The organism is Roseovarius sp. (genome assembly GCF_027019125.1).
Taxonomy (GTDB): domain Bacteria; phylum Pseudomonadota; class Alphaproteobacteria; order Rhodobacterales; family Rhodobacteraceae; genus Roseovarius.
This window is the reverse complement of record NZ_JALUXE010000033.1, coordinates 105,632-116,961: the sequence shown is the minus strand read 5'-3', so window position 1 is coordinate 116,961 and position 11,330 is coordinate 105,632. Positions and strand designations below refer to the sequence as shown.

At 60.7% G+C, this 11,330-nt stretch carries 10 protein-coding genes; 8 read left to right on the top strand and 2 right to left on the bottom strand.

What is annotated here, in order from left to right:
• Positions 1-1,108, bottom strand: a 1,108-nt coding sequence (gene sucC, locus MVC20_RS16330; protein WP_297543309.1) for an ADP-forming succinate--CoA ligase subunit beta, incomplete at its 3' end; no start/stop codon positions are given.
• A gap of 34 nt (positions 1,109-1,142) precedes the next feature.
• Positions 1,143-1,682, bottom strand: a complete 540-nt coding sequence (locus MVC20_RS16325) for a hydrolase (RefSeq protein WP_297543307.1) — start codon at positions 1,680-1,682, stop codon at positions 1,143-1,145.
• A gap of 483 nt (positions 1,683-2,165) precedes the next feature.
• Between MVC20_RS16325 and MVC20_RS16320 the strand changes: the two genes are divergently transcribed.
• The 8 genes from MVC20_RS16320 (at position 2,166) to MVC20_RS16285 (ending at position 11,287) form a co-directional block, all read left to right on the top strand.
• Positions 2,166-2,870, top strand: coding sequence for a GntR family transcriptional regulator (locus MVC20_RS16320; protein ID WP_297543305.1), 705 nt, complete (start codon positions 2,166-2,168; stop codon positions 2,868-2,870).
• 61 nt (positions 2,871-2,931) lie between these two features.
• On the top strand, positions 2,932-4,704 hold the full coding sequence (oxc, locus tag MVC20_RS16315; protein ID WP_297543303.1) for an oxalyl-CoA decarboxylase: 1,773 nt from the start codon (positions 2,932-2,934) through the stop codon (positions 4,702-4,704).
• 61 nt (positions 4,705-4,765) lie between these two features.
• The gene (gene frc, locus MVC20_RS16310; protein WP_297543301.1) at positions 4,766-6,037 is read left to right on the top strand and encodes a formyl-CoA transferase; all 1,272 of its coding nucleotides are present in this window, start codon (positions 4,766-4,768) and stop codon (positions 6,035-6,037) included.
• A gap of 56 nt (positions 6,038-6,093) precedes the next feature.
• Complete coding sequence (locus tag MVC20_RS16305; RefSeq protein WP_297543299.1) at positions 6,094-7,011, top strand: methionyl-tRNA formyltransferase; 918 nt, start codon at positions 6,094-6,096, stop codon at positions 7,009-7,011.
• Between the two features lie 231 nt (positions 7,012-7,242).
• The gene (locus MVC20_RS16300) at positions 7,243-8,076 is read left to right on the top strand and encodes a universal stress protein (protein WP_297543297.1); all 834 of its coding nucleotides are present in this window, start codon (positions 7,243-7,245) and stop codon (positions 8,074-8,076) included.
• Between the two features lie 166 nt (positions 8,077-8,242).
• Complete coding sequence (locus MVC20_RS16295) at positions 8,243-9,199, top strand: tripartite tricarboxylate transporter substrate-binding protein (RefSeq protein ID WP_297543295.1); 957 nt, start codon at positions 8,243-8,245, stop codon at positions 9,197-9,199.
• Between the two features lie 34 nt (positions 9,200-9,233).
• Positions 9,234-9,737: a tripartite tricarboxylate transporter TctB family protein gene (locus tag MVC20_RS16290; RefSeq protein ID WP_297543293.1), complete on the top strand. Its 504-nt coding sequence runs from the start codon at positions 9,234-9,236 to the stop codon at positions 9,735-9,737.
• Between the two features lie 38 nt (positions 9,738-9,775).
• Positions 9,776-11,287, top strand: coding sequence for a tripartite tricarboxylate transporter permease (locus MVC20_RS16285; protein ID WP_297543291.1), 1,512 nt, complete (start codon positions 9,776-9,778; stop codon positions 11,285-11,287).
• The last annotated feature ends 43 nt before the right edge of the window (positions 11,288-11,330 follow it).

Here is an 11,330-nt window from a genome sequence, read left to right as displayed (position 1 = left end):
TCTCCTTGCCCTTCTCGACATTGGTGCCTTCGAGACGGACCACGAGCGGCACCTTGAGGCCGACCTCCTTGACCGCCGCCACCACGCCCTCGGCGATCACATCGCAGCGCATGATGCCGCCGAAGATATTGACGAGGATGCCCTTCACTTGCGGATCGGAGGTGATGATCTTGAAGGCCTCGGTGACCTTTTCCTTGGTCGCCCCACCGCCCACGTCGAGGAAGTTGGCGGGCTCCGCCCCGTAGAGCTTGATGATGTCCATCGTGGCCATCGCCAGGCCCGCGCCATTGACCATGCAGCCGATCTCGCCATCCAGCGCGATATAGTTGAGGTCGTATTTCGAGGCCTCGAGTTCCTTGGGGTCTTCTTCCGAGGTGTCGCGCAGTTCTGCAATATCGGCATGGCGGTAGACCGCGTTGCCGTCAAAACCAAGCTTGGCATCAAGGACCATGAGGTTGCCGTCGGTGGTGACAATCAAGGGGTTGATCTCGAGCATCTCCATGTCCTTTTCGACAAAGGCGCGATAGAGAAGGCCCATGAGCGACACGCATTGCTTCACTTGTCCGCCGGTCAAGCCAAGCGCAAAGGCAATGCGTCGCCCGTGGTAGGGCATGTAGCCGGTGGCGGGATCGACGGCGAAGCTTAGGATCTTCTCAGGCGTTTCGGCGGCGACTTCCTCGATGTCCATGCCGCCCTCGGTCGAGCAGACAAAGCTGATCCGGCTGGTTTGCCGGTCAATCAGCAGGGCGAGATACAGCTCGCGCGCGATGCTTGAGCCGTTTTCGATATAGATGCGGTTGACCTGCTTGCCTTCGGGGCCGGTCTGATGCGTGACGAGTGTGCGACCAAGCATGCGCTTGGCTTCCTCGGCGGCCTCATTCACCGACTTGGCGATGCGCACGCCGCCCTTGTCACCGGCGCCTGCCTCCTTGAACTTGCCCTTGCCGCGGCCACCGGCGTGGATCTGCGCCTTGACCACCCAAACGGGGCCGTCGAGCGCGCCTGCGGCGGTCTTGGCCTCTTCGCCGCGCAGAACGACGCGGCCTTCGCTGACCGGCGCGCCGTAACTGCGCAACAGGGCCTTTGCCTGATATTCATGGATGTTCACACTCTTCCTCCCTTAAGTGCAACGACCGGGGCCGTCATTTGATCAGTGGCAATAGTCTCTTAAAGGCCGGGGTTCCCGCCCGGCCCAACCATTCGAATACGACCATTTCGGTTGTGGCGATGCCTGCGCCCGCGGCGCTGAGCCGGGCAATGCAGGCCCGTTCGCTCTCGAGCGTGCGCGAGGCGGTGGCGTCTGATACGACAAAGACTTCATAGCCCTCTTCGATCAGACTGGCCGCCGTTTGCAAGACGCAAACATGCGCCTCCATGCCGGCCAGCACCGCCTGCTTGCGCCCCAATCCCCGGAAATGCGCCGCGAAATCGCCGTCTTCCATGCAGGAAAAATGCATTTTGCTCAGGACCACGGTGTCTGGCGCCGGCTTGAGATCGGGCACGGTCTGTCCAAGACCGGCGGGATACTGCTCGGTCATTACCACGGGCACACCCATTTCATGTGCGCAGGCCATCAGGGTGCGGGCATTGCGAATCGTGCGTGCGGGGGCCTGCATGGCGGGGACGAGGCGCTCCTGCATGTCGATGATCACGAGCACGCTGTCGGCCGCACGGATAAGCATGATCGTCCCCCTGATGCTGTTTGCAATGTGGTATTAATTCCACTGGTATTCCAAATACCACAGTTGATTTTTACCATCAACCCGGCAAATTTCAGGCCCCGCCCGCAAGTTTCAAGGCGATGCGCCGGGTGGCGTAAAAGTGCATCATACAGGCGAGATGAAATGCCGCGTTGCAACATGCATGTGGCGATTCGGTGCGGCTCTGCTCGGCCTGAGAGTTGTTCCGTAAATCCATAAAAAGTATTATAAAACAATTATTTAAATCCGAATTTGTTGGTGTGGGTGGCGGATTGAGCGCGCCGATCTTCCGAATCGAAATTGTGCTTGAATAACAAGGCTGTCGATGGCGATCGGTTGACGTCATGCTGCACGTGCGGCGACGAATTTTGAAAAAACGATTTGCCCGGTCTGATATGCTGGTCTATGGTATACCAACGAAATGAGCACGGGCGCCACAGGGCGCGGGCGCATTGGAGGGATGACATGAAGCTACGCCCGATCGCGTCGAAATTCACGCTCAAGGATCATGTCTATGACCGTTTGCGTGAGGCGATCCTGGAGATGGACATCTACGACCAGAATGCCGACCTGCGGTTGGATGAGCGGTCGCTGGCTGAGCAGCTGAACATCTCGCGCACACCCCTGCGGGATGCGATTGCGCGGCTCGAGGCGGATGGGCTGGTGACGGTGGTTCCGCGTAAGGGCGTCTATGTGCAGCGCAAGAGCCTTGAGGAAATCCTCGAGATGATCGTGGCTTGGGCGGCGCTCGAGAGCATGGCGGCGCGGCTCGCGGTAGACAGCGCGAGCGACAGCGAAATCGCGACGCTGCGCAAGATAGCTTCCAAATACAATGACGAGTTGTCGGCAACGCGGATTGCTGAATACTCCGACGACAATCTGAAATTCCACATGCATATCCTCGAGATTTCGCATTGTGGTTTGCTCAAGAGCATGGCGGAAGGATTGTTTCTGCACATTCAGGCGGTGCGGCTGCGGTCGATGTGGGAGGGGGATCGCGTCAAGCGGTCGGTCGTCGATCACGCCGAAATCATCGAGGCGCTGGAGCGTCGCGATGCCGATGAGGCCGCCGAACGGGTGCGCGAGCATACGATGCAGTTGCATCAGCATATCCGCAAGACTTGGGGCAGGCTCGAATTGACCCGCAACGCCGCGGCCAACACAGGATGACAGCATACTCATACCCGACAGCATAGGCGGGGTGAGATAGATTTGAAACGGGAGGGAAACCATGGCAGTCGCCAGCGCACACGCAGCACATAGCAAGGCACCTGAAGGGGATATCGAGAATCTCACCGATGGGTTCCACCTGCTGATTGATGCACTCAAACTCAACGGTATTGAGACCATCTACAACGTCCCCGGCATTCCGATCACGGACCTGGGCCGCTATGCGCAAGCGCAGGGGATGCGGGTGATTTCCTTCCGCCACGAGCAGCATGCGGGCTATGCGGCCTCGGTGGCGGGCTTCCTGACCAAGATGCCCGGCGTGTGCATGACCGTCTCGGCCCCCGGTTTCATTAACGGGCTGACGGCTCTGGCCAATGCCACCACGAACTGCTGGCCGATGATCCTGATTTCCGGCTCGTCAGAGCGTGAAATCGTCGACCTGGCGCAGGGTGACTACGAAGAGATGGACCAGTTGGCCATGGCCAAGCCGTTCTGCAAGGCGGCATACCGGCTGACCTATGCGCAGGACATCGGCATCGCCGTGGCCCGCGCCATCCGCTCGGCCATCTCCGGGCGGCCCGGTGGGGTTTATCTCGACATTCCCGGCGCGATGCTGGGGCAGGTGATGGATGCAGCCGAGGGCGCACGCTCGCTCGTCAAGGTGATCGAGCCTGCACAACGGCAGATCCCCGCGAAATCGGCGATTGATCGTGCCATCGAGGTGATGAAAGGGGCCAAGCGCCCGCTGATCGTGATCGGCAAGGGCGCGGCCTATGACCAGTCCGACGATCTGATCCGCGAGCTGGTCGAGAAATCCGGCTATCCGTTCCTGCCGATGTCGATGGCCAAGGGGCTCTTGCCCGATACGCACCCGCAATGTGCCGCGGCCGCGCGCTCGATGGTGCTCAAGGACTCGGATGTGGTCATCATGATGGGGGCCCGGATCAACTGGCTGCTCAGTCACGGCAAGGGCAAGCAGTGGGGCGAACCGGGGGCCAAGCGCTTTGTCCAGATGGACATCGAGGCCGAGGAAATGGACTCGAACGTCGAGATCGCAGCCCCCATCGTGGGCGATGTCGGTTCCTGCTGCGAGGCGCTGCTCAAGGCGATGGACGGGGCCGGGATCGCACCGCCCAAGGATTGGCTCGACGCGGTGAACGCCAAGGCCACGGCCAATATGGCCAAGATGGAGACCAAGCTGCGCAACAACAACGATCCGATGGATTATCACGGGGCGCTTGGCGTCATAAAGGATGCGATCAACGACCATCCCGACACCATCCTCGTCAACGAGGGGGCCAATACGCTCGATCAGTGCCGCTCGATCGTGAACATTCACAAGCCGCGCCACCGGATCGACGTTGGCACCTGGGGGGTGATGGGGATCGGCATGGGATCGGCCATCGCGGCCGCCATCGAGACCGGCAAGCGCGTGCTGGCGGTCGAGGGCGACAGCGCCTTCGGGTTCTGCGGCATGGAGATCGAGACCGTGTGCCGCTACAACCTGCCCATTTGCACGGTCGTCTTCAACAATGACGGTATCTATCGCGGGGATGGCGAGAACTGGGGCGGCGGCGACGATCCTGCGACCACGGTTTTTGTCAAGGGCTCGCGGTATGACATGATGATCGAGGCCTTTGGCGGCGTGGGTGTCATCGCCCGCTCGCCGGATGAGCTGCGCAAGGCCGTTTACGAGGCTCTTGAGAGTGGCAAGCCCACGCTCATCAACGCAATCATTGACCCGGCAGCGGGCAGGGAAAGCGGCAATATCGGCAACCTCAACCCGCAATCGGTGGTGGCGCAGCGCCTCTATCCGCAGGCGCGCAAAGACTGAACACAGAACGAAACTGGGGCGTGGGCAACCAGCCCACGCAGCTCAGAAGATGGAGAACCCTATGAAAGCTCTTGAAGGCGTCAAGATCCTCGACTTTACCCATGTGCAATCGGGCCCGACCTGCACGCAACTCTTGGCGTGGTTTGGCGCGGATGTGATCAAGGTGGAGCGTCCCGGTGTGGGCGACGCCACCCGCAAGCAACTCGTGGATGTGCCTGGCGCGGACAGCCTCTATTTCACGATGCTCAACCACAACAAGCGCTCGATCGAGCTCAACCCCAAGAACGAAGCCGGCAAGGAGGTGCTGACGCGCCTGATCGAAACCTGCGACGTGCTGGTCGAGAATTTCGCACCGGGTGCCTTGGACCGGATGGGCTTTAGCTGGGAGCGGATTCAGGAAATCAACCCGCGCATCATCATGGCTTCGGTCAAGGGGTTTGGCCCCGGCAAGTATGAGGATTGCAAGGTCTACGAGAACGTCGCGCAATGCGCGGGTGGTGCGGCCTCGACCACCGGCTTTCTGGATGGTCCGCCGCTCGTGACCGGCGCGCAGATCGGCGATAGCGGCACGGGCCTTCATCTCGCGCTTGGCATCGTCACCGCGCTCTATCAACGCGAGCGTTCTGGCCGTGGGCAAAAGGTGCTGGCACCGATGCAGGACGGGGTGATCAACCTCTGCCGCGTCAAGCTGCGCGATCAGCAGCGCCTGGCGGCAGGACCGCTCACCGAATACTCGCAATACGGGGCGGGCATTCCCTTTGGCGACTCGACGCCGCGCGCGGGCAACGACTCGGGCGGCGGTCAGCCGGGCCGCATCCTCAAGTGCAAGGGCTGGGAAACCGACCCCAACGCCTATACCTATTTCATCACGCAGGCTGCCGTCTGGGAAAAGGTTTGCGACGTGATCGGCGAGCCGGATTGGAAAACCGCCCCCGGCTATGCGACCCCGGCCGAACGCTTGGACAAGCTCGATGCGATCTTCGAACGGATCGAACAATGGACGATGACCAAGACCAAGTTCGAGGTCATGGATATCTGCAACCCGCATGACATCCCCGTTGGTCCGATCCTGTCCACCAAGGAAATCATGGAGGATGAAGGGCTGCGCAAGACCGGCACCATCGTCGAGGTCGATCACCCGACGCGCGGTCGCTATACCTCGGTGGGATGCCCGATCAAGCTGAGCGACAGCCCGGTCGAGGTGACACGTTCGCCGCTCTTGGGTGAGCACACCGAAGAAATCCTGCGCGACGTGCTGGGCTACTCCAGCGAGGATCTGGCCCGGATCATGGAATCCGGCGCCGTGGGTACGGCCAAGCAAGCCGCCGAATAAACAAAGGTGACGGCAAGGCCGGCGCAGACCGGCCAACCGCACAACGGGAGGAGAGAATGCGACTGATAGTGATGGGGCAACAGGCCTTTGGCAAAGATGTGCTGGCCAAGTTGCTCGACACCGGGACAGACGAAGTCGTCGCGGTCTATTGTGAACCTGACAAGGACGGCAAACCCGTCGATCCGATCAAGGAACTCGCGCTGGAAAAGGGCCTGCCGGTCCATCAGCCCGCAAATTTCGATGATCCCGCCTCGCTCGAGGTGCTGGCGGGACATAAGGCCGATCTGATGGTGATGGCCTTCGTCAACGTCTTTGTGCCCGAGGCCGCGCGCGATACGCCGACCCATGGCTCGATCTGCTTTCATCCCTCCCTGCTGCCACTGCATCGCGGTCCCTCTGCGGTCAATTGGCCGATCATCATGGGGTCGACGAAATCGGGCTACTCCTGGTTTTACCCTACGGATGGCCTCGACGAGGGCGACAGCCTCCTGCAGTGGGAATGCGAGATCGGCCCTGATGACACGGTGATCGACCTCTACTTCAAGAAGATCTATCCGCATGCGGTCGATAGCGTGTTGACGGTCTGCGATCTCTTCCGCGCGGGCAATCCGCCGCGCATCGTTCCGGACGAGAGCCAAGCGACCTACGAGCGCCGCTGCACCCGCACTCACGCACGCATCGAATGGCATCGTCCGGTCAAACAGGTCTACGATCTCATTCGGGGTACCAATCCGGCACCGGGGGCCTGGACCACGCTGAACGGGGCCGAGGTCGATGTCTATGACTGCGCGCTCGTGCCGGGGGACGGCATATCGGGCCGCGTACGCGAGGTTTCTGATGCAGGTGTCTCGGTGCAATGTGTAGGCGGGCGTGTCCTGATCAAGAGGGTTCGTCCGGCAGGCGGTGCCAAGATGCCCGCTGCCGAATGGGCCGCATCGGTCGGGCTTGCGCCGGGGGCCACCCTCGGAGGCTGATACACCAGAGCAATGGGAGCGCATGATGGCACACCTTGACCAATCCCAAGCCAACAGAGGGCATCGGCAGTTCGTCGGTCGCCCACCGGGTCAAGGTCTGACATACTGCACCTTCGCGACCGCGCCGGTTGCCTGCCAAAGCTCTCCGGCGCGATTCCCATCCACCAACGCCGCAGGCGTTCCCAACGGGTTCTATTGATCATGGGCAAGAGCACACTTCACACCATCATGATGCCGGTTCGCGAAGACGGGCGGGGGCCGATCCTCTTCGCCCATGCCGCAGCCCTCGCCAAGCGCTACGACGCCCATGTGCGGGTGGTGCACTGTCACCCCAAGGCCGAAGACATGATGCCCTATGGCGTGGTGATCCCCGCTTTCCTGCGCGCGCAGTTGGAAGAGGCCAGCAAGAAGCGGGCAGATTACGAACAGGGCTATATGCGCGACAAGTTCCTTGAAGATGCCAAGCGTCACGGCATCAGCGTCGAGCCGCGCGCCATCGGCAAGCCTACCGCGGCCTTCCGCGAATACGAAGGCAAGCAGGTTGAGGTCGTGCGCCATTACGGGCGGCTGGCTGATCTGATCTGCGTGGCCAAGCCGAGCCGGGAAGAGAACCTGGGCTACAACACGCTGAAATCGGCGCTCTTCACGTCGGGGCGTCCGGTGCTGGTCTGCCCCGATACCGATCAGGTATCTCCCGACATCGGCAGCCATGTGGCGATTGGCTGGAACGGCTCGCTCGAGGCGTCGCGCGCGGTGGCGATGGCGATGCCTCTGATCGAGGGCGCGGATCAGGTGACGATCCTGACGGCAGGGCGAATCGAACACACCGCCACGCCCGAAGAGTTCCGCCATTACCTCGCGCAGCGCGGGATTACATCGCAGATCAATTCCTTTGAGCGCACCGGAAACGTAGGCCGGACGCTTTTGGACAAATGCACCGAAGTGGGGGCAAACATGCTGATTATGGGTGCTTACCACGAGAGTTATGAACGGGAATCGCTTTTGGGCGGCAATTCCGCGACGATTGTCGCAGAGGCGAAAATCCCCGTCGTCATGGTGCATTGAGGCCGCGAGCACGAGGGACGGAAAACTTGTGGACAGATTAAGGAGGACGACAGCAAACTGAAATCTGGTTCGGATAAGCCCGCAAAACATGACCGAGGAGGGTCAAGGGCTGTCAGGACCTCTAACGCATCTGGCCAAATTGACAGGCCATCAACGGGAGGAAGACATGAATATTCTGAAGACGTTAGCAATCGGCATCGCCGCGCTCGGGCTTTCGGCCCCTGCGGCAATGGCTGAATGGCAGCCGCGCAAGCCCATCGACTTTGTCATCATGGCAGGTCCTGGCGGCGGTGCAGACCAGATCGCCCGCTTTATTCAGTCGGTGGCCGAGAAGAAGGACATGACGAACCGTCCTCTGATCCCCAACAACAAGGGCGGCGGCTCTGGTGCAGAGGCGCTGATCTGGCTCAACACCACCAATGATCCCGATCACACCATTCTGGTGACGCTCAACTCGTTCTTCTCGACACCGATCCGTCAGCCGGATCTGGGTATCGACATCCAGACCTTCACCCCGATTGCGATGATGGGCGTCGACCCCTTCGCGCTCTGGGTTCACAAGGACAGCGGTATCGAGACCTTCGAGCAGTGGGTCGACGCGGTCAAGGCGGCGAATGGTGAGTATGTCACCGGCGGCACCGGCACGGGCCAGGAAGACAGCATCGTCTTTGCCTATGTGAACGGGGCCTACGACCTCAAGACCAAGTACATCCCCTTTGACGGTGGCGGCGCGGTTGCGGCGGCTCTGGCAGGCAAGCAGATCATGGCCACTGTGAACAACCCCGCCGAAGCGCGCGGTTTCTTCCAGTCGGGTGACGTGCGTCCGCTCCTGGTCTTCTCGGACGAGCAGATGAGCGCCTATCCGGGCATTCCGACGCTCAAGGAAAAGGGCCACGACTTCAGCTACTACAACCAGCGGGCCGTTGTCGGCGCGCCGGGCATGTCGGATGAAGCCGCAGCCTATTACCAGAAGCTCTTTGAAGACATCTTCAACTCGGAAGAGTGGCAGGGTTACCTCGAAGCTGAATCGCTCTCGCCGCTTTGGATGAATGCCGACGAGCAGCGCGCCTACTGGCAGCTTCAGGTCGAGAACCACACCAAGCTTCTTGAAGGCATGAAGTAACCTTAACTGAAATCAACAAACGGGAGGGCTGGCCATGCGGGTTGGCGAAATAGTGACGGCGGGCGTGCTGGCCCTCCTCTCCATCTATCTGATGTACAAGGCAACGGCGAACGGCATCGGGTTCGTCGCCGGGACCGGACCACAAGGCGGCTTCTGGCCATTCTGGCTCTCGCTGGGCATGCTGATCTCGACCGGGTTCATCGCGCTCAACGCAATTCGGGGCCTCTCTCCGGCCTCGCAATCGGACGAGCCGGTGCTCGACGATTTCGGTCGCAAGACCCTGCTTCTCGTAGGTGGTGGGATTGTCGGGTTCGTCGCCTTGGTCGACATCCTCTCCATGTATGGGGCGGTTGCGGTCTTCATGCTGTATTACCTCAAGGTCCTGGGTCGCCATAGTTGGACCCTGACCTTGCCAATGGTTCTCGTCTTTCCCCTCGGACTGTTCTTTTTCTTCGAGGGTCTGATGCAGATCACCATGCCGACTGGGATGAGTTTCACCGAGCCGGTATTCAATGTCCTGTACGACATCATCTACTGAGCCAGTCACGACCTTGCTGACATAAGGGCCAAAAAGCCATGGAAATTCTATCTCTGCTCGGCGACGGCATGCTGGTCGCCATCCAACCTCTTAACCTTTTGCTTATCCTGATCGGGGTCACGCTTGGTCTCTTTATCGGAGCTATGCCGGGGCTGGGATCTGTCAATGGGGTGGCGATCCTTTTGCCGATCACCTTTCTGGTGCCGCCCGGCTCCGCGATCATCTTTCTGGCCGCGATCTACTATGGCGCCATGTATGGCGGGGCGATTTCATCAATCACCCTCGGCATTCCCGGCGCGTCAACAGCGGTGGCCACGACCTTTGACGGCAGGCCGCTTGCCATGCAGGGCAAGGCACGCCTGGCCCTCGTGGCCGCAGCAATTGCATCCTTTGTCGGCGGCACCGTGTCCAACGTGCTCTTTACCGGCTTTGCGCCCCTGCTGGCCACGGTCGCGCTGAGCTTTGGACCGCCTGAAATCTTTGCACTGATGCTCCTTGCATTCGCGACGTTTGTCGGTCTGGGTGGCGATGACATCCCAAAGACGGTGTTCTCGATCTGCTTCGGTCTGGTGCTGGCCACCGTCGGGTTCGACCAGATTTCCGGTGCACCGCGTCTCGTGCTCTTTGATCTCAACGGCTTCCTCGGCGGGATCAGCTTCCTTGTGCTGGCCATCGGTGTCTATGGCATCGGCGAAATGATCTGGACGATCGAAAGCACGCGGGGAGAGATCAGCAAGAGTGACGCAAAGATCTCTGTCAAAGGCATCGTCGAGGATACCGGCACCACCTTCAAGCGGGGCTGGAAGGGCATGTCCATCGGCTCGTTCCTTGGCTTCTTCGTCGGGGTTCTGCCCGCCGCCGGGGCCACACCCGCCTCGCTCATGTCTTATGGCGTCTCCAAGATGATCTCGAAGCGTCCCGATGATTTCGGCAAGGGACATGTCGGCGGTGTCGCGGCACCGGAAGCAGCCAACAACTCGGCTTCGACGGGTTCCATGTTGCCGATGCTGACCTTGGGTATCCCCGGCTCGCCCACCACGGCAATCCTGCTTGGCGGCATGGTGATTTGGGGGCTTACCCCTGGCCCGCGCCTGTTCGTGGAACAGTCGGATTTCGTCTGGGGTCTGATCGGATCGTTCTACGTGTCCAACTTCTTCGCCGTGGTCGTGAATCTTGCCTTCATCCCGCTCTTTATCTGGATGCTGCGCATGCCCTTCACGGTGCTGGCACCGCTGATCTTCGTGCTCTCGGTGGTCGGTGGCTATGCGGCCATGCAGGATATGTTCGACATCTGGTTGCTGCTGATCTTCGGCTTTGGCGCGTTCTTCCTGCGCAAGTTCGACTATCCGGTGGCCCCCGCGGTGCTGGCCATCGTGCTTGGCCCGATTGCCGAACCGACGCTGCGCCAATCGCTGCTGCTGTCCTCTGGCGATCCGTCGATCTTCTTCAGCCGCCCGATTTCGGCGCCGATCATGATCGTGGCGATCATTCTGATCCTGATGCCCGCATTGAAGTATCTGCGGCCGCGCCGGGCCAAGCCTGCGGAATAACGCCCGCAGATCAGAGAAAATGGAGAGGGGGGCCGGTCGGCCC

Excerpts from the sequence above, each read along its gene's own strand:
- oxc (WP_297543303.1), top strand. The coding sequence starts at position 2,932 with ATGGCAGTCGCCAGCGCACACGCAGCACATAGCAAGGCACCTGAAGGG.
- MVC20_RS16295 (WP_297543295.1), top strand. The coding sequence starts at position 8,243 with ATGAATATTCTGAAGACGTTAGCAATCGGCATCGCCGCGCTCGGGCTT.
- MVC20_RS16285 (WP_297543291.1), top strand. The coding sequence starts at position 9,776 with ATGGAAATTCTATCTCTGCTCGGCGACGGCATGCTGGTCGCCATCCAA.
- frc (WP_297543301.1), top strand. The coding sequence starts at position 4,766 with ATGAAAGCTCTTGAAGGCGTCAAGATCCTCGACTTTACCCATGTGCAA.
- MVC20_RS16300 (WP_297543297.1), top strand. The coding sequence starts at position 7,243 with ATGCCGGTTCGCGAAGACGGGCGGGGGCCGATCCTCTTCGCCCATGCC.
- MVC20_RS16325 (WP_297543307.1), bottom strand. The coding sequence starts at position 1,682 with ATGCTTATCCGTGCGGCCGACAGCGTGCTCGTGATCATCGACATGCAG.
- MVC20_RS16305 (WP_297543299.1), top strand. The coding sequence starts at position 6,094 with ATGCGACTGATAGTGATGGGGCAACAGGCCTTTGGCAAAGATGTGCTG.
- MVC20_RS16290 (WP_297543293.1), top strand. The coding sequence starts at position 9,234 with ATGCGGGTTGGCGAAATAGTGACGGCGGGCGTGCTGGCCCTCCTCTCC.
- MVC20_RS16320 (WP_297543305.1), top strand. The coding sequence starts at position 2,166 with ATGAAGCTACGCCCGATCGCGTCGAAATTCACGCTCAAGGATCATGTC.